The organism is Cryomorphaceae bacterium (assembly GCA_017798125.1).
GTDB lineage: Bacteria > Bacteroidota > Bacteroidia > Flavobacteriales > ECT2AJA-044 > ECT2AJA-044.
In genome coordinates this window covers 2,756,654-2,776,928 of the sequence record CP059070.1, presented here as the reverse complement: position 1 = coordinate 2,776,928, position 20,275 = coordinate 2,756,654, and the positions used below count along the sequence as shown (strand labels likewise).

Genomic DNA, 20,275 nt, shown 5'->3' with positions numbered 1-20,275 from the left:
GCACGGTGAAAATGAAGCACTTCATCACCTTATTTTTCGCCCTCACGGGCGGATGGATTTGCGCGCAGCCGAGTTTCAACGAACTCGATGCTGAAGGCCGTCGTCACGGTCCCTGGAAAAAGAATTTCAAGGACGGAGGAGTTCGCTATGAGGGCACCTTTGAGCATGGCGAAGAAGTTGGTACGTTCACCTTTTATTATCCCGATGGGGCCAAAGCTGCGGTCAAAGAGTACGGCGTAGGGCCAGGGGACTGCTATGCGACCATGTATCACGTTACCGGAAAACTCTTTGCGCAAGGAAGCTACGTGGATACCTTCAAAATTGGTCAGTGGAATTACTGGGATGCGCGCGGGAACTTTGTCTCCCAGGAGCATTATGTGGACGGAGTTCAGGACGGAAAACAGTACTCCTTCTACACGGACAGTGCAGTTGCGGAGATCACGCATTACGAGATGGGTGAACTCCATGGAGATTGGCGAATCTATTACGACGATGGTACGCTTCGTGCCGCAGGCACTTATGATCATGGAGCCTTAGCGGGAGTGGCTGAATACTATAATCCAACGGGGGATATGGACTCGAAGGGCAAGTATTATCAAGGTGAGAAGGACGGATGGTGGATCTTCTATGAGAACAAAAAGCCCGTCCGTAAGGTATTGTATGACCGCGGAAAGGAAATAGAAGCGGAGGATTTGTAATGGCAAGAGTAGTAGTAGGACTTAGTGGAGGCGTGGACAGCAGCGTTGCGGCGCATTTGCTCATTGAGCAAGGGCATGAGGTGATCGGACTGTTTATGCGCAATTGGGTAGATGACAGTGTGATCATCGATGCCGAATGCCCCTGGGTGGAGGATTCGAACGACGCCATGTTGGTCGCTGAAAAGCTCGGTATTCCCTTTCAGGTCATTGACTTGAGCGAAGAGTACAAGGAGCGAATTGTGGACTACATGTTCTACGAATACGAGCATGGAAGAACGCCGAATCCAGATGTCTTGTGCAACCGCGAAATCAAGTTTGACACCTTTTTGAAAGCGGCCATGAAGCTCAATGCCGATTTTGTGGCAACCGGGCACTACTGCCGCAAGATCACGACGCTGGACAAGGCGGGTCAGCCCGTACATCATCTACTTAAGGGTCAAGATCCGAATAAGGACCAAAGCTATTTCCTTTGTCAACTCAGTCAAGAGCAGCTTTCGAAGGCCCTTTTCCCCATTGGCCATTTGGAAAAACCCGAAGTGCGACGTTTGGCTAAAGAACTGGACCTTGTGACTGCGGAGAAGAAGGACTCCCAAGGCCTTTGCTTTATCGGTAAGGTTCGTCTTCCTGACTTTTTACAACAGCAGCTCAAGCCCAAAACGGGAGAAATTTTGGAGATCGCTCCAGATGCCGAAGTATATGCCGAGGGGACAGAGCCTTCTGATGAGGATCGCGATGCGTGGTTAGCTCATCAAAGCAAACCCTTCCGGTACGAGCGACGTGATGGAAAAGTAGTGGGCGAGCATTCCGGAGCACATTACTTCACCATTGGTCAGCGAAAAGGCTTGGCCGTGGGAGGTACGGCGGAACCGCTCTTTGTGGTGGGGACAGATGTAGATGAGAACGTGATCTACACAGGACAAAGCCACGAGCACCCTGGCCTTTGGCGGGCCGGTCTCTTCATCAAAACCGAAGAGGTGCACTGGGTACGCGAGGATTTGCGTCTGGCTCCGGGTGAAGAGCTACGGGTCGATGCCCGTTTCCGCTATCGTCAACCCCTTCGCGGAGCAACGCTCTACATGCGCGACCACGGGTTGTATGTGATTTTTGACGAGAAGCAAAGCGCCATCACCCCTGGCCAATTCGCCGCCTGGTACATTGGCGACGAACTGATCGGCTCTGGTGTCATCAGCGAATAAATGAAAAGTTGGTTCCTCATTCTGGCCTTGAGTGCCGCGTCCATCGTTGGAGCGCAGGATTCAGGTAAAATGTGGATCTTCTTCAGCGATCGAGGTCCCGTCGCGGACCGCATCGAACGGGTAACCGATCACTATTCGGACCGAGCCATCGAGCGCCGCGAGCGGCAGAACATTTCGTGGACGGCTTCTGATCTTCCCGTTTTCGAGGACTATATTTTGGCCCTACGGGCCGATGGACTCCAAATCGTCCAGCACAGCCATTGGCTCAATGCGGTATCCGTCCGCGCAGATGATGCCTTTCAGCGCTGGAACCGGCGTAACCTTCCCGATTTTGTTGATCGAGTAGAACCGGTTCGTCAATGGAGCTATGAGCTCGGTGATGAGGACCTTCCTCCGTCCAAGGCATTCGGCTCCAGCGATGCGGATTATGGAGATGCGCTTCAGCAAATTGAGATGATTAACGGGTTGGGCCTTCATGCAGCAGGGTATCGCGGTGAAGGCATGACCATAGCTGTCTTAGACGGCGGTTTCTTCGGTGCAGAAGGCATGGCTGTTTTTGATCATGTCCGAGAATCTGGTCGATTGGTGGGCGTTAAAGATTTTGTGGACGGAGGCGATTCCGTCTACGTTTCCAGCACTCATGGGACCTTTGTATGGAGTATAATGGCCGCTAATGAGCCCGGCGTAATGATTGGAACGGCTCCAGATGCAAATTACCTCCTTGCCCGAACGGAAGATACAGGATCAGAAACGATGGTGGAAGAAGACAATTGGGTGGCCGGTGCGGAATGGGCGGACTCCGCCGGAGCAGATTTGATCAATTCGAGTCTAGGCTATACTCGGTTCGACGGGGATGTGGGCTACACCTATGAAGACATGGACGGCAACACGACCATCGTAACGCGAGGGGCAGATATGGCTGCCAGTAAAGGGATTTTGGTGGTCAATAGCAACGGGAACTACGCGCAGAGCTCATGGCGATACATGGGTGCTCCGGCCGATGGAGACTCCGTTTTTTCCATTGGTGCCGTCAATCGAGATGAGGAATACGCTTCGTTTAGCTCCGTGGGTCCCACTTATGACGGACGTATCAAACCGAACGTCACTGCCCTTGGGGAGCAGGCTACCATCGCCACGTTGAATGGAGGAACTGCTCGTGGGAATGGAACCAGTTTTTCAGCTCCGGTGATCACGGGAATGACGGCCGCTCTGTGGGGAAGACTACCCGAACACAGCAACTGGAAGGTGATGAAGGCGGTTGAAGCCAGTGCGCACTTAGCTCAAAGACCCAACAATGAGATGGGCTATGGGATACCAGATTACGGATTGGCTTATGAGCTGTTGTTGAACGCTACGGACAGCTTAGCTGTGGTGCGGGATCCTTGGAATGTTTTTCCGAACCCCTTTGTCAACGAATTGAATATTGTGCTGAGTGGACCGGTTTCATCAGATGCGGTCTTTCGCCTCTCGACCATTCACGGTCAACGAATCTCCGATGTGGCTTTTGGAGGCGACTATTATCTTCGGTTATCTTTACCTTCCGACCTGCCGGCCGGTGTCTACCTTTTGGAATGGTGGGCCAATGGCGAGCGTCAGGAGGTTAAAAAAGTGATCCGAAGACATGGAGGACAATAGAATCACCCAACTTTTAGGAATTGAATTGCCGATCATCCAAGCCGGAATGATCTGGTGTTCGGGATGGGAATTGGCCAGCGCGGTCAGCAATGCTGGTGGTTTGGGCATTATAGGAGCCGGGAGTATGTATCCCGATATTCTGCGTACCCATATTCAAAGGTGCAAAGCGGCCACCGATAAACCCTTTGGGGTCAACGTCCCGATGCTTTATCCGGACATCGATCAACTCATGGAGATCATTGTTGAAGAAGGTGTACAAGTTGTATTCACTTCTGCCGGAAATCCAAAAACCTGGACGGCCCACCTCAAGAGCAAAGGAATCAAAGTCATTCACGTCGTCAGCAATGTCCGGTTTGCACTGAAGGCCCAAGAGGCAGGAGTGGATGCGGTTGTTGCCGAGGGCTTTGAGGCCGGAGGTCATAATGGCCGGGAGGAGACAACGACCCTTTGCTTGATTCCCATGGTAAAGGCTGCCTTAGACATTCCAGTCATTGCTGCGGGAGGCATTGGAGATGGAAATGCCATGGCCGCTGTATTCTGCCTTGGTGCCGAAGGAGTCCAAGTGGGAAGCCGATTTGTTGCCTCTGAGGAGAGCTCGGCGCATGTCAACTTCAAGAATACTGTAGTGGAAGCGCCTGAAGGAGCGACCACCTTAACCCTAAAGGAGCTCGCACCCGTTCGGCTCATTCGAAATAAGTTCTTCAACGACATTCAAGAGGCCTATTCCAGGTGCGCTTCGGTGGACGAGCTCAAAGAAATTCTCGGCAGAGCACGAGCGAAACGAGGTATGTTCGAAGGAGATTTGGACGAAGGTGAATTGGAGATCGGTCAGGTGAGCGGCCACATTCGCGATATTAAGCCAGCCGCGGAAATTGTCAATCAAATTTGGACCGAGTTCAAAGAAGCCTGCCGTTGCATAGGCCAAATGGCGAGCTCCTCGTGAAACTTCAGAATTTTCTCAAGACGCTAGGTCCGGGAATACTCTTTGCCTCCGCTGCGATAGGCGTGAGTCACTTGGTCCAGAGTACTCGTGCCGGAGCGACCTACGGCTTTTTGCTGGTCGGAGCCGTCTTGTTGGCCAATGTGATTAAATTTCCATTCTTCGAGTTCGGTTCTCGATATGCCGTTTCCACCGGGACTTCGCTGTTGGCGGGGTATCGGAGAGTAGGCCGATGGGCGGTTTACGTCTACCTCTTCATAACACTGGGCTCCATGTTTGCCGTTACCGCTGCGGTCAGTTTTGTCTGTGCCGGAATCTTGAATAATCTACTGGGACTGTCCATTTCCATGGCCAATATGACCGGTCTGCTCTTTCTTGCAGTTGTTGCGCTATTGCTGATCGGGAGGTTCAATGCCTTGGATGGGCTGATGAAAGTGGTTTCTATTTTTCTTCTATTAAGTACGGTTGCTGTATTTGTGCTGACGATGATTCACGGACCGGTAGTGGACCATCGCGCCGTTGAGGCGCCGGGCTTCTGGGAACATTCAACCCTTGCCTTTACGATTGCCCTTATGGGCTGGATGCCTACGGCCGTGGATCTTTCCGTTTGGAATAGCCTGTGGACCTTGGCCAGGATTCGTCAGACCGGTTACCGACCGACCGTTCGAGAGGTGCTGGTCGAGTTTCGCATTGGCTATCTAATTTCAGCGGTCTTGGCGCTCTGCTTCTTGTCCCTTGGCGCTTATTTGATGTACGGAACGGGAACTGAGTTTTCGAGCTCTGCGGTGGCGTTTGCGGATCAAATCGTTTCCTTATATACCTTTAGCCTGGGTGAAGAATTTAGGTGGGTGATTGCTCTTTCGGCCTTTACCGTCATGTTGTCTACGACGGTTACGGTATTTGATGGATATGCCAGAACCCTCCGTGAAATATCCCTACAACTCCGAGATAAACCGCTTCCCCGGCAGTTTGACCCAGCTTTTCTTCTGGTGCTTGCAGGAGGGAGCTATCTGATCATTTTCGCCTTTGTTACATCGTTGAAGTCACTTGTGGATTTTGCGACAACCTTGAGCTTCGTTTTTGCTCCGGTTATCGCTTATTTGAACCTTCGGGCCATGACTGGGGAAGAAGTCACGGGAGATGGCCGTCTCGGCGTGGGCTGGCGAATCTACGGGTGGGTTGGAGTCGTATTATTAAGTCTTTTTTCTGCATTCTTTTTAATCTGGATGTGGACCTAAACCAACGATTTGAGCAATTCTTGCGTTTGTCTTGAAAACCGATCATGAAACAGCTCAGGGCAGAGCTTTAGGTTAAAGGATTACAAATAATTAACTTTACAGCTTGCCTGGTTATCAGAAGCGTCTACCTATGAAGAAACTACTCGTTTTGTTGGCCTCGGTCTTCCTTTGGACAGGAGCCTCTGCTTCTCACATTATGGGAGGAGAAATTACTTGGGAATGTCAGGCCAATGGTCAGTATGTTTTCACCCTGAAAGTTTACCGTGATTGTAACGGTATTCCTGGGCAAACATCAGCACAAACCCTGAACATTTGGAACTACGGATCATTCCCTAACACTATCATCTGTAATTTCATTTCTCAAACCGATATTTCACCACCCTGTGGATTTCCGTGTTCGAATCCAACAGCTGGTTCAGCGGAGGAGTACGTATACATCTCAAACCCGGTTACACTTACAGGTACGCCGCCAGCGAACGGCTGGGTGTTTACCTGGGACGATTGCTGCCGCAACGGAGCCATTGACAACCTGATTCTGACCGGTGGAGGTTCTACAGGTCACACGCTTCGCGCGATCATGTATCCATATACACCTGTCGGTGCACCGAATGCGAACCCAGCCGATCCTTGCTACGATAGCTCGCCAATTTTCCTGGAAAGTCCAGCTACGGTGCTTTGTACGGGTTTCCCATTTACCTACAACCAGAACGCATTTGACTCGGATTTGGATTCCCTCTACTACGATTGGGATCAACCACTTCGGGACAATCCTTGGCCAGCAACAGCCTTTACCTTTGTCGCTGGATATTCTTTCAATAGCCCATTTCCAGGACCAACGCAAAATGCCAACAATACTGGCGCAACCCTGAACAACAATTCGGGTGAAGTGAGTTTGACCAATTATACTCCAGGATCATACGTGAGTGTGGTTCGAGTTGAAGCATGGCGATGCGGTCAAAAAATTGCTGAGGTCTTCCGTGATCTTCAGACGACCTATCTAGGTGGTGCGGACTGTCCGGGCCTTCCTGGTGGTTTGACGAATAACCCGCCTCAGGTGACCATCTCGGCTTCGACCTTTACGCCGGTGACTCCATCCTTGTTTGTGGATACTGTATTTGCAGGACAAACGGTAACGTTTAACATGCAAGCTTCGGACTTTGATCCTCAGCCTGCGGGTACCCCAAGTCCAATCCAGAACGTAACCATCCTAGCTTCTGGGGCTCAGTTTGGGGCAGGATTTACAAGCACCACTACGGGCTGTTTGCAGCCTCCGTGTGCTACGTTGAATCCGGCAACACCGATTACGAATCCCATTGGTTCGGCAACGACATTTACGTGGAATACGGATTGTTCCAACTTGAACTACAGCAATGCATGTGCTTCGAGCAATACCTATACTTTCCTTCTCCGGGCTTCCGATGACTTCTGTAATGCACCTGCATTTTTCTATGGTACTTTCCAGGTAACCGTTCTTCCTGGGGTGAGCGACCCTGCTGAAGTGAAGTGTATTCGAACGTTGGCCAACGGAGATGTGGAACTGGACTGGACGCCACCATTGGATACCGGACTGGTATTTAATGAGTATATCATCTACCATCAACCCGTTGGGGGTGGGGGATATGGTCAGATTGGAACCATACCCGATCCTACCGTGAACACGTTTACCCACGTTGGTGCACCTGGTGGAGGAAATTATATTGTACGTCAATCAACCGGTTGTGGCTTCTTATCACAACCAAATGATACCATTTCTCCGATTGAGCTTACCGTTGCAGCACCACCTCCAGGTTCAGTTGCGAACTTGACGTGGAACTCTCCTTTCCCGGGTGGGCTACCAGCTACGTCAACGGGATACTACTACATCTACCGCGAATTCCCTGCGGGTACTTGGTCATTGCTTGATTCAACACAAACGACTGCTTATTCTGATACAGTGAACTTGTGCAATGAATTCATCAATTACCGAGTAGAGACTCAGGATACGTCGAGAAACTGTAATTCTCAATCAAATGTGGACGGAGCGCAATTGGCTGATTTGACTCCTCCTAATGTGAGTCCCGCGGACAGCGCCACGGTGGATATCAACAATAACTTGGCAAGTATTTCATACCAAGCGACTACAGCAACGGATGCGGTATACTACATTATTTACACGTGGGATGCGATTAATTCGGCGTGGAACCCCATCGATACTGTGTTTGATTTATCTCAAACTACCTACGTCAACCTCAATAGTAATGCGGCCAATGGACCTGAATCCTATGGTGTGGCCGTCGTAGATAGTTGTGATAATCGCTCCCCTGTTTCGAGTATTCAAACCACTATGCATTTGAGTAACGAGCTCGATGCATGTGCTTATGCGGACAGTTTGTGGTGGACCAGCTATGTAGGTTTCCCAATGGCTTCGTACAATATCTATGTCAGTGAGAATAGCGGTCCAGTAACGTTGCTTGGAACGACCGTTGCTGGTGATACGACTTTTTTGCATGCGAACTTAACTCCTTTCAGCAGCTACTGCTACTACATTGAAGCGGTTGGAACTGGGGCGGAGACTTCCCGATCGAATCAGCTGTGCATATTTGCTGACGCTCCTTTAGCGCCTCAGTGGGAGTACATGAAGTTTGTGACTGTGGATATCACGGCCAACTTGGTCGACATGGAAGTCTATGTGGATACGGTTGCTGACGTTATTGAACATCGAATTGAACGATCCTTTGGATTGGCCGGCCCTTATTCTCAAGTTGGCTTGGTACCTCAGCCTTTAACCGGTTCCGAGATTCAATTCCAAGATCTTACCGCCAATTTCAATCTGCAGGAATATTACTACCGCGTTGTTGCTGTGGATGATTGTGGAGCTGATGTGTTGATTTCGGACACTTCCAATACCATTCACCTCGATGTTGTCGCAAATGCGAATCTGACTAATGAGCTATCTTGGAACGCATATCGTTACTGGGATGGTGGGGTAGAATCCTACAACATTTATCGTTGGATTGACGGTATTCCGAATATGACTCCGTTGGCGAACGTTCCGGGTAATACAACCACTTGGATCGATAACTTGAATACCACCTTCTTAGGCCAACAAGGAAATGGACAGTTCTGCTACTATGTGGAGGCGATTGAAGGAGCAGGAAATGTATATGGATTCCTGGAGCTGAGCACGTCCAACTTGACGTGTGTGGAGCAGAATCCTAGAATGTTTATCCCGAACGCCTTCAATCCATTGAGTTCAATTCCGGAGAATCAAGTCTTCAAACCTTCGGCACTCTTTGTAGACCAATATCCGTATGAAATGCGCGTATTTGATCGTTGGGGTAAAGAAGTATTCTACACCACGGATTCCACCATTGGATGGGATGGTACCTTTGAAGGTGAAGATATGCCAGGAGGAGTTTATACTTATGCCATTGAATACCTACCAGAAGGTGCTGATGAGGCTATTCGATACTCCGGTTATGTAACTTTGATTCGATAAGTACAAGAAAAGTGTTGAAACCCCGCCTCGGCGGGGTTTTTTTGTGCTTTTCCGTATCTTGAAGGCAAATACTGAGGTCAGTGCTACGATTTGCTATCCTGCTGCTGTTGACCCTTACTTTGTCCGTTCCCGCTGAAGCTTTCCATATCATGGGGGGCGAGATTACGTGGGAATGCAACAGCAATGGAGAATATATTTTTCGGGTAAAGATTTACCGGGACTGTTGTGTACAGTGTCCGAACTTATTCTTTGTGAGTGGGATTAATGTGTATAACAATCCCAACCTCAGCTTTATACCCATTGTCCAAGCTTCCGCAACGGATATTTCACCCACATGTGTCGATTCCACGCAACAACTCTCCTGTAGCGCAAATTCCCTAGGTGCTGTGGAAGAGTTTATTTATCAAAGCTCACCTATTACCCTTTCCGGGTCTCCACCTCCTCAAGGGTGGGTTTTCTCATGGGAGCAGTGCTGTCGAAATACGTCGATTACCAACATCACAAATCCTGGAAGTTGGGGCCAAAGCCTACGCGCCGTAATGTATCCCTACACCTTGCCGGGGGCTACGAACCCAGTTGATGCTTCAAACTGCTACGACAATTCGCCTGATTTCTTAGCTCGTCCGGCCACCTCGCTCTGTACGGGGTATTTTGTCACCATGAATCCGCTCGGTTCGGATCGAGACCTTGATTCCTTGTACTTTGATTGGGCACCCACCCTGGATGAATCTCCAGGAACATGGCCTCCTGCGGCGGTTACCTTTTCTGGAGGATATGCCTTTGATGACCCCTATCCAGGTCCTGCGCAGAATCCCAATAACACGGGTGCGTCTATTGACCATGAGTCAGGCGCCATAAGTATGCTGAATTATACAGCGGGTAACTACGTAAGCTGCATCAAGATTGAGTCGTGGAGGTGTGGACAAAAGGTGAGTGAAGTTTTTCGCGATCATCAAACACTCTTCAGCGGTTCATGCCCACCCGCTGGAGGTGCGGGCAGTCCCGTAAATGATGCACCTCAAATAACTTTTAACGGAGCGGGGTTCACACAAGTGACTCCCACCTATTTTGTAGATACAGTATCTCTAGGTCAGCCCATTTCCTTCACGGTGAATGCTATTGACGCTGACCTTCATCCGAACGGTACTCTTCAGGCGATTGAAATGACCGCGGTAGGTGGTCAATTGGGGCCAAACTGTTTTGAACCGCCGTGTGCTACATTAAATCCACCACTGCCTCAGACCAATATTGGCCTGGTAGGAACGACCTTCAATTGGACGCCAACGTGTGCACATCTAAGTACAGTTCTGGGCTGTCAGACCATTTCTACACACCGGTTCGTCTTTAAAGTAACGGACGATTTTTGTCCAATTCCTGGAATCAACTACATCACAGTAGCCATTGTCGTTGAGAGTGATTCTGTGCCGCCACCGCAACCCAGATGTGTCCAATTTGATTCTACTGCTGGCGTGCAAATCACTTGGGATTTTCCGCCCGATACAACCAACTTGTCCAATTACTTGGTATTCTATGAAGATAGTGTGGGTAATGGTTTTCCTGTATTGGATACAGTGTTTGGGGCGTCTTCAAATAGCTACCTCAATCCAAACGGCTTCTCTGGGGGGCGCTATTTTGTTCGCTCTTTGGATTCGTGTGGAGTCCCTTCCTTCTGGAGTGATACGATTTCGCCCATCTTGCTATCAGCCACTGTTGCTCCGGGTGGAGCTACGGCCCAGCTTACTTGGAACGCGCCGCTAAATCCATTGCCAGCGTCAGCAGGATTATATAGAGTACTCCGGGAGTACCCCGTGGGGACTTGGACCGTGATTGACAGTACTCAAAACACGAATTATGACGATCTATTCCCTGTGTGCTCTGAGCCCGTTAACTATCGGATTGAGATTTGGGATGCCAGCGTTCAGTGTATGTCCAATTCCAATGAAGCGTCTGTCGTTCTAGAAGATCTCGATGCGCCGACGGCTATTTCGGTGGATTCTGCATCGGTGAATTCTAGCAATGGATTGGCTCATATTGGATATCAAGGCACGACCACCATAGATGCCGAATTCTACATCATTTATCTTTTTGACGAGGTAAATGCCGCATGGCTTCCCATAGATACGGTCTTTGATTTGAATCAAACGGATTATCAAAACCCCAACAGCAATGCTTCTAATGAGTACGAGATCTATGGGGTGGCCGTAGTAGATAGCTGCGGGAATCGTTCTCCAGTATCGGCGCAACACCGCACTGTACATCTTAATGTGGATGTATTCTCTTGCGATACGACGAACGTTTTATCGTGGAATTCCTATGAAGGATTTACGGTCAATTCGTACGAATTATATACCTCTTTGAATGGTTCGACTTACAGTCCGACTCCGCTTCCAGCCGGTGCTTTGACATGGGAAGATGTGAATTTCCTTCCTGGGGATAGCCTGTGCTATTATGTTGAGGCTCAAGGTCCGGGTGGAGTCACTGCTCGATCGAACAGAGTATGTGTAACTGTGTCTGCTACAGAAGCACCAGCTTTTCAATACATGACTTTTGCCACGGTGGATGTCACCAGTACTTGGAATGAATTTCAGGTGTACTTGGATACCGCTTCTGCCGTGAGCTCTCTGCGATTAGAGCGCAGCAATGTTGTTACAGGTCCATTTGCCCCCGTATCAACTATCGGCTTAACGCCCGGGCTAGATTTGTTCGATTTGACCGATTTGAGCTCACTGCCCAATACCCGGAGCTACTTTTATAGAGTTGCCGCTATTGATACGTGCGGAGACGTATTGGCTACGAGCAATACGAGTCGAACAATTTATTTGGAGTCCCTACCAGGCGGCTTGGATGCCAATCAGCTTCTGTGGAACACCTATGAAGGATGGGCTGGGCCAATCGCCGGTTATGAAGTCTACCGATATCTTGTTGATCCCAACACGGCCACCTTAGAAGCCTTACTTCCTCCTAGTACCACCAGCTATTCGGATGATTTCGCTGGGAATAGTTCGGAAGCTCTTAATGAATATTGCTACTTCGTAGTAGCTATTGAGGGGCCAGATAATCCTCTTGGATTTATGGAGGTAAGTCGATCGAATATACTCTGTATTGAAAGAGAACCATTACTCTTTATTCCGAACGCCTTCCATCCCGGCGGTTGGATTCCTGAGAATCAGGTCTTTAGGCCAAGCGGGGTCGTTCCGGATGACTTGACTTATTCCATGCGGATTTACGATCGATGGGGTGGGTTATTATTCGAAAGTACGGACGCTACTGTTGGTTGGGATGGGACCTTCAATGGGGAGGACATGCCGCTGGGAATCTACTCCTACGTTATCGAGTATAGCTTTGATGATCAAAGTGTTAGAAACGCAGGAACCCTTACTCTAATTCGCTAGCGAATTCGTATCTTTGCGTGCAATTTAATCAATTGCGGCTCCATCATGTCTTTATTGAATTCGAACAACTTTATTGGCGAGGGATTGACCTACGACGATGTCTTATTGGTCCCGAACTATTCTGAAGTACTTCCTCGAGAAGTAGATATACGCACAAAATTCACCCGTAACATTACCCTTAACGTTCCGATTGTATCCGCTGCGATGGATACAGTAACGGAATCGCAGATGGCTATTGCCATGGCTCGAGAGGGAGGGATTGGCGTACTTCATAAAAACATGACCATTGAGGGTCAGGCACGCGAAGTCAAAAAGGTTAAGCGTGCTGAAAGTGGTATGATCCTAGACCCAGTCACTCTTCAGGCGAATGCTTTGGTCAATGATGCCAAGAACATGATGCGCGAATACAGCATTGGAGGTATTCCCGTAGTCGACGGAGAAATGAAACTTGTTGGTATTGTAACCAATCGCGACTTAAGGTTTGAGAAGGACGATACCCGACCTGTTGCAGAAGTCATGACGAGTGAAAACCTAGTCACGACATCTGAGAATACGTCCTTGGAGCAAGCGGAAGGTATCCTTCAAGAGCATAAAATTGAAAAGCTTCCTGTAGTCAATAAGGATGGCAAGCTCACGGGATTGATTACCTATAAGGACATCATTAAGCAAAAGAACCAGCCTAATTCGAGTAAGGATCAATTCGGTCGGTTGCGCGTGGCGGCAGGTGTTGGAGTGACTGGTGATGTCATGGATCGAGTGCAGGCTTTAGTGGATAACAACGTCGATGCAGTTGTCGTCGATACGGCTCATGGTCACACCAAAGGAGTTAAACTTGTTGTTCAGGAGATTAAGAAGGCCTTCCCAGAATTGGACGTTGTTGTGGGTAATATTGCAACTGCAGAGGCGGCAAAATTCCTAGTAGACGCAGGAGCTGATGCTGTTAAAGTAGGTATTGGTCCAGGATCCATTTGTACCACACGAGTTGTTGCTGGTGTAGGTGTTCCGCAGTTGACTGCTGTGAATATTGTAGCTACGGCGATAAAGGGAAGTGGAGTTCCCGTCATTGCGGACGGTGGAATTCGTTACACCGGAGATATTGTAAAGGCCTTAGCAGGTGGTGCGCATACCGTTATGCTCGGTTCCCTGTTGGCTGGAACTGGAGAATCTCCAGGTGAAACGGTTATCTATGAAGGTCGTCGATTCAAAACTTATCGAGGAATGGGATCGGTCGAGGCTATGAGTGCCGGATCCAAAGACCGCTACTTCCAGGATGTAGAAGACGACATAAAAAAATTAGTTCCAGAAGGCATTGTAGGCCGCGTTCCATACAAGGGTTCACTGAATGAAGTGATGTACCAGTTTGTGGGTGGATTGCGCGCCGGTATGGGATATAGTGGGGCAAAGGACCTAGAAACACTAAGAACAACTGCTCAATTCGTGAAGATCACAGCAGCTGGTGTACAGGAAAGCCATCCTCATGATGTAGCCATTACACGCGAAGCGCCTAACTACAGCCGTTAATCAATAAACAAATTCAGGATTTACGATGAAGCAACTCGTTGCACTACTTTTCATTTTCAGTATAGGAAGCACTTTTGCACAGAATGATTCGCTGTTGATGATTCTTGAATCAGACAGTATTTATTTGGCTGAATTTGAACACGTCTACAATAAGAACAGGAATACGCCAACGGCAGAAGTAAAAACGCCAGAGGAATACCTAGAGCTCTTCATTAACTTCAAATTAAAGGTATTGGCTGCCGAAGAGGCTGGATTGGATACCATGCCTCGATTCAAGCGTGAACTCAAAGGATATCGCAAAGACCTTGCTCGTCCGTATTTGAACGACGCGGAAGTTACCGAAGCCTTGGTTGACGAAGCCTTTGAGCGCTATCAAAAAGAAATCCGCGCACGTCACATACTCTTTTCTGTAAATGAAAATGCCACACCTGAAGATACACTGCGGGTGTACAATCAGGCAGTTGAGGTTCGTAAACGCATCCTGGCGGGTACTGACTTCGAGAGCATGGCGCGCAGATACAGTGAGGATCCATCCGTAAAGGATAACGGAGGGGATCTGGGTTACTTTACAGCGCTTTATATGGTATACCCTTTTGAGTCTGCCGCGTTCAACACCCCGGTGGGTGAGGTAAGCATGCCTATTCGTACGCGCTTTGGATTTCACTTAATCGAGATCACGGATAGCCGCCCGGCTCGAGGACAGCGCAAAGTTGCTCATATCCTCATTCAAGTAGAAGAAGGAGATACGGCTGCTTGGAACACGGCTAAAAGAAAAGCCGACGAAGTATATCAGAAAGCAGTTTCCGGAGAGGATTTTTCAGCCCTAGCGGTACAGTATTCGGACGACAAGACCTCTGCTAGTGCGGGAGGTGAGCTGAGATGGTTTGGGTCTGGAGTCATGGTTGAAGAATTTGAGGAAGGAGCGTTCTCGCTGGATTCCGTTGGCCAAGTAAGCGAACCTGTTCGCACGCAGTTTGGCTATCACATCATTCGTCTCATGGATGTCAAAGGACCGCCCAGCCGAGAAGAGGATGAATTCGAAGTTCGAAGAAAAATTAAAGGGGACGTACGTGCACAAAAAAGTCAACGAGTCGTTATTGACCGATTGATGGCAGAATATGCCCCTGAAGTAGAGGAGAAGAATTTGGTGGTTTTTGAGCAGCTAGTCGATGAATCATTTTATCGAAGAGCCTGGAAACCCGAAATCATGGCCGGTTACACGCGTCCGGTATTGACTTTCGCCGATACCGTATTGCTTCAGTCTGATTTTGCTGAGTACCTTGGAAAGCTCCAGTTTTCAGCGGATTTAAATCAAGATAAGGAAACCATGCTTCGCGTTGCCTTCAAAAACTTCTCTGAAAAGGCAGTGATGTCGTATGAGAACGATCACCTAGAGGAGAAATACCCAGAGTTCAAGCTTTTGTACAAAGAGTACCGTGATGGAATCTTGTTGTTTGAGCTCATGGATGATGAGGTTTGGTCTAAGGCTGTCAAAGACACGGCTGGTCTAGAGGCTTATTATGAGGCCAATAAGATGAAGTACATGTGGCCTAAGCGCGCGCGGATGAAAGTTCATACAGCGAACGATGAAAAAGTGGCCGCGAAAATGCTCAAATATCTTGAAAAGGGGAAGACCACAGAGTGGATCGCTGGAAAGCTCAATGCTGATAGCGAACTTCCATATCAAGTCGAAGAAGGACTGTACACCAGTGCCGAATTCCCGGGTAAAGCCGAAGATTGGAAGGTCGGTTTAAGCCCAGTGGAGAAGACGGATAGAGGTTACCAAGTATTTGAAGTCCTAGAGTTGTTGGAGCCAATGCCAAAGGAACTCAATGAGTCCAAGGGCATTATCATTTCGGACTACCAACGTCAGTTGGAAGAGCAGTGGATTGAGGAACTTCGCGCGACCTACAGCTATGAAGTCTTCCCGATGGTCCTCGAACACGTCCAGTAATGCGGATACTCTCCTTTTTTATCGCCTGTGTTTGTCTGAGTACGGTATCCTGTACCTTGTTTGAAGGAACGGACCATTCGGATGCCATAGCACGTGTAGGAGAGGAATACTTGCTTCGCACCGATTTGGACGAAGTACTGTCCGATGACCTAAGTCCCGAGGACAGCGCTGCGATCGCCTACAACTACATTTACAATTGGGCTCGGAAACGCCTTGTGCTTCAAAAAGCAGAGCTCAATTTGAGCGAGAATGAGAAGGATGTGGATCGCCTCGTTGAAGAGTACAGAAATAGCTTGGTTCGTTCACTCTATGAAAAGAAGCTAATCGCCGAGTATCTGGATACGGTGATCACGGAATCTCAGGTAGAAGAGTACTATCAGGAAAACCAGGATAATTTTGAGCTCAAAGAGAACATTGTTCGTGCGGAGTACTACAAATTTGATCCGGCAACGCCAAAGCTGAGTGATTTTAGACGTTGGTTTCGTTCGCGTCGCGAGACCGATATAGAAAAGCGTCAGCAGTTTGCTCTGGACTTCGCACAAGAGCGGTATATGAGCGATACTACTTGGATTTCGTTTATGGATTTGGTGCTTCGCGTTCCCTTGCAGACGTATAATCAAGAGCAGTTTTTACGCGCGAACGAATATGTGGAGATTGAAGATTCAACAGCGGTGTATTTTATTCACATTGAGGACTACAAGGTGACCGACAGTTTTTCGCCCTTGGAGTACGTGCGCCCTACCATCGAGAACATTATCTTGCACCAGCGCAAACTGGACCTAATAAAAGAGATGGAAAATCGTTTATACGAAGACGCGCAGAAAAGGAATGAGTTTGAGATCTACGATTAAGGCCTTTTTGGTATTGTTTTTATCGGCCTCCACGGCCGGATGGGCCCAGCCCACTGGGGAAGTTATTGACCAGGTGGTCGCCGTTGTCGGCGGTTACAAAGTACTCCGTTCGGATGTAGAAGCGCAGTATCTTCAGTATCAACAGCAGGGTATTGCAGAGACCGCCTTATCCAAATGTCAGGTATTTGAAGATTTGATGTTTGAAAAGCTCCTATTAAATCAGGCAGAGATTGACTCTATTATCATCTCTGACGAACAAGTGGAATCCGAAATGGATCGCCGTTTGTCCATGCTCGAGGCTCAAATTGGGGGTATCCAGAAACTCGAAGAGTTTTACGGGCAGTCCATCGTTGAGATTAAAGAGGAAATGCGTTCTTCGATGAAGAGTCAATTGACGGCTCAGCGCATGCAAGGTGAAGTCGTGGGCGAAGTTGAGGTTACTCCAGGCGAGGTGCGTAAGTTTTACCGGGACATCCCCAGAGATAGCCTTCCCTCATCAATTCCGGAAGTCGAGGTAGCTCAGATCGTCAAGTTTCCTGAAGTACGGGAAGAAGCGAAGACGGACGCTATTGAAGAGCTGAGACAGATCAAAGAACGTATTGCCAACGGTTCCAAGTTTTCAACCATGGCCATCCTCTATTCCGAGGACCCCGGTTCTTCGAAGAACGGAGGATTGTATGAAGGGGTAAAACGCGGCCAGTTTGTCAAGGAGTTTGAGGGAGTAGCCTTTGCGCTCCAGCCAGGCGAGGTTAGCGACGTTTTCGAAACCCAATTCGGATACCATGTCTGCCAATTGGAGGCCAAAAGAGGGCAGGAGATCGACGTGCGCCACATTTTGATTGTACCTAAAATAAGCCCTCAAGATTTACAGGAAGCCCAGAACTTTTTGGATAGTCTGAAGGTCATTATCAATGACGGAATTTTGAGCTTTGAGGAGGCCGCAATGGAATACTCTGATGATACGGATACCAAAAACAACGGGGGACTTATGGTGAATCCGGCCACAGCGGATACCAAGTTTGAGATCTCCGAATTGGACCGCTCGGTTTATTTCACCATTGAAGAAGTGAATGTGGGCGAGATTGCCGGGCCGATTAACTACCAAACGCCCAATGGTAAGCAGGGATTTCGTTTGGTACAGCTCATTAGCCGTTCGGAGCCCCACCGGGCCAACCTGAAAGATGACTACCAGCGTTTGCAAATGATGGCCACCGGTAAGAAACAGCAGGAAATCACCACGGATTGGGTATCGGACCGTTTGGACGATACCTATGTGCGTGTGATGCCCAACAGTTATGAATGTAATTTCCAGTACAACTGGACCAAGAACGATCTATAAGCATGTCGAACAACTCTGATGTTGCCGCAGTAGATGCATTGGTCGGCCAATACGCCGAACTCAAGAAGGAAATAGGAAAAGTAATTGTCGGCCAAGATGAAGTCGTTCGCGATGTCATCATCAGCATCTTCAGCAAAGGGCACTGTTTGCTTGTTGGAGTTCCTGGTTTGGCTAAGACCCTTTTGGTCAATACCATTGCCGAGGCATTGGGATTGTCTTTCAACCGAATTCAGTTCACTCCGGATTTGATGCCAAGTGACATTATTGGAAGTGAAATCCTTGGAGAGGATAGACACTTCAAATTTGTCAAGGGACCCTTGTTCGCCAACATTATTTTGGCGGATGAGATTAACCGAACTCCACCTAAAACGCAATCAGCCCTTCTGGAGGCTATGCAGGAAAAAGCAGTGACCGCGGGAGGTCATCGCTACAAGTTGGATGAGCCCTTCTTCGTACTTGCGACGCAAAACCCAATTGAGCAGGAAGGTACCTACCCACTGCCCGAAGCGCAGTTGGACCGTTTCATGTTCAACATCAAGGTTGAGTATCCAAGTTTTGAAGAAGAAGTGCAGATCGTCAAAAATACGACCAGCGATTACCGAGCTGAAGTTGGACATGTTTTGTCTGCCGAAGAAATCATTCGAATTCAGGATCTGATTCGTCGTATTCCCGTGAGTGATAATGTTTTGGAATACGCGGTTCGCCTGGCGAGCAGTACTCGCCCAGCCGAAGAGGCAGCTCCTGAGATGGTGAAGAAGTACTTGAGCTGGGGAGCGGGTCCGCGCGCCTCTCAGAACTTGATTCTAGGAGCAAAGGCGCATGCAGCCATTAATGGAAAGTACGCTCCTGACCAAGAGGATGTACGAGCTGTTGCTTTTGCCATTCTCCGACACCGTATTGTCAAGAACTACAAGGCCGAAGCAGAGGGGATTAGCGAAGAGCAAATTATTACCTCCCTATTCTGATATATCTCATGGTTTAGACCTTCTAGAGGTCGGAACTTTGAGATCATGGAAACGTCCATTCGCGAGCGACTGAAGGCTCGATACTACGAACATCCTGTTGTTTGGCCGGTGCTCAAAAAAGCACAGGAATGGAATAATCGTGCTCAATACCGATGGTATTACCGATGGCCTGGTAACGATACGCGAGTGAGCATTAAAGAAATCAGCTTAGAATTTCACTCTGCGTGTAATCTGAGGTGTCAGTTTTGTGCTTTAGATCACCTGAAGCCAAAGGTTTCCATGTCTCCGTTAATCCTAAGACGTTTTCTCGATAATTTCTTGGAAGATGAGCGATTCCACAGCGTGCATAAATTTCAGTTGTACAATGGTGGTGAGACTTTACTTCATCCTAAACGCTTAGATATGCTCCGAATCATCAAGGAGTACCGGGAAAGAGCACGCTCCAGGGGTATAGACTTTCCGAAGGTCTCGATGTTGACCAATGGAATGCTCTTAAGGGAAAAGCTAGCCCGAGAAATTATTGATGAAGGCCTAGTCGATGAAGTGGGATTTAGCTTGGATGGCGGAACGCCAGAGGATTTTGAGAATCTACGCGTAAACGCAAAGTGGGATAAGTTCTACGACAACGTCAAGTTTTTCACACAATATGCCCACCAAGGTGCTCGAGCTGTTCGTGTCTATGGAATCACTATTGTTCCCGAGCCCAAGGCCCTTGACTATTCTTGGATGCACCCCGAATTCGTCGAACTTGCCGAAGCCTTTGATCACCACGAAATGCGCCGATTACACGATTGGGGGGGAGAAGTTGCCATCGAAGGCGAAGCAGTCAAAAATCTAAAAGGACGCGGATGCGATCTCTTGCTTCGTCAAATGATTTGGTTGCCGAACGGGGACGTTACCGTGTGCTGCAATGATTTGAACTCAAAAGGGGTAGTTGGGAATATTCTGACCAATGATTTGTGGGGAATTTATCGTTCTCCAGAACGAAGAAGATATCTAGATCTACTGGATGCGGGGCGGAAGTCAGAGCTGGAGCTGTGCAAGAATTGCCAGACGTTCTGAGGCCAA

Annotated in this window: 13 protein-coding genes; all 13 read left to right on the top strand. The window is 48.7% G+C overall.

The window, feature by feature from the left end:
* Positions 1–5: 5 nt before the first annotated feature.
* Positions 6–698: a toxin-antitoxin system YwqK family antitoxin gene (locus tag HZ996_12410; protein QTN39913.1), complete on the top strand. Its 693-nt coding sequence runs from the start codon at positions 6–8 to the stop codon at positions 696–698.
* Positions 698–1,894: a tRNA 2-thiouridine(34) synthase MnmA gene (gene mnmA / locus HZ996_12405; GenBank protein ID QTN39912.1), complete on the top strand. Its 1,197-nt coding sequence runs from the start codon at positions 698–700 to the stop codon at positions 1,892–1,894. Before HZ996_12410 ends, mnmA begins: the two co-directional genes overlap by 1 nt.
* Positions 1,895–3,529, top strand: coding sequence for a S8 family serine peptidase (locus HZ996_12400; GenBank protein ID QTN39911.1), 1,635 nt, complete (start codon positions 1,895–1,897; stop codon positions 3,527–3,529).
* Positions 3,516–4,472 carry a nitronate monooxygenase gene (locus HZ996_12395; GenBank protein ID QTN39910.1) on the top strand — a complete coding sequence of 319 codons (957 nt, stop codon included), beginning with the start codon at positions 3,516–3,518 and terminating at the stop codon, positions 4,470–4,472. The genes HZ996_12400 and HZ996_12395 overlap by 14 nt, the downstream gene beginning before the upstream one ends.
* Positions 4,469–5,707, top strand: a complete 1,239-nt coding sequence (locus tag HZ996_12390) for a divalent metal cation transporter (protein QTN39909.1) — start codon at positions 4,469–4,471, stop codon at positions 5,705–5,707. The genes HZ996_12395 and HZ996_12390 overlap by 4 nt, the downstream gene beginning before the upstream one ends.
* A gap of 130 nt (positions 5,708–5,837) precedes the next feature.
* Positions 5,838–9,185: a gliding motility-associated C-terminal domain-containing protein gene (locus HZ996_12385; protein ID QTN39908.1), complete on the top strand. Its 3,348-nt coding sequence runs from the start codon at positions 5,838–5,840 to the stop codon at positions 9,183–9,185.
* Between the two features lie 251 nt (positions 9,186–9,436).
* Positions 9,437–12,577: a gliding motility-associated C-terminal domain-containing protein gene (locus HZ996_12380; GenBank protein ID QTN39907.1), complete on the top strand. Its 3,141-nt coding sequence runs from the start codon at positions 9,437–9,439 to the stop codon at positions 12,575–12,577.
* Positions 12,578–12,622: 45 nt separating this feature from the next.
* A complete protein-coding gene (gene guaB / locus HZ996_12375) occupies positions 12,623–14,098 on the top strand; it encodes an IMP dehydrogenase (protein ID QTN39906.1) in 1,476 nt (491 codons plus the stop codon).
* A 25-nt stretch (positions 14,099–14,123) separates the two neighbouring features.
* Entirely contained in the window at positions 14,124–16,052 is a 1,929-nt protein-coding gene (locus tag HZ996_12370) for a peptidylprolyl isomerase (GenBank protein ID QTN39905.1), read from the top strand.
* Complete coding sequence (locus HZ996_12365; protein QTN39904.1) at positions 16,052–16,903, top strand: peptidyl-prolyl cis-trans isomerase; 852 nt, start codon at positions 16,052–16,054, stop codon at positions 16,901–16,903. Before HZ996_12370 ends, HZ996_12365 begins: the two co-directional genes overlap by 1 nt.
* On the top strand, positions 16,881–18,242 hold the full coding sequence (locus HZ996_12360) for a peptidylprolyl isomerase (GenBank protein ID QTN39903.1): 1,362 nt from the start codon (positions 16,881–16,883) through the stop codon (positions 18,240–18,242). Before HZ996_12365 ends, HZ996_12360 begins: the two co-directional genes overlap by 23 nt.
* Before the next feature lie 2 nt (positions 18,243–18,244).
* Positions 18,245–19,207: a MoxR family ATPase gene (locus HZ996_12355; protein ID QTN39902.1), complete on the top strand. Its 963-nt coding sequence runs from the start codon at positions 18,245–18,247 to the stop codon at positions 19,205–19,207.
* A gap of 45 nt (positions 19,208–19,252) precedes the next feature.
* Positions 19,253–20,269: a radical SAM protein gene (locus HZ996_12350; GenBank protein ID QTN39901.1), complete on the top strand. Its 1,017-nt coding sequence runs from the start codon at positions 19,253–19,255 to the stop codon at positions 20,267–20,269.
* Positions 20,270–20,275: the final 6 nt, after the last annotated feature.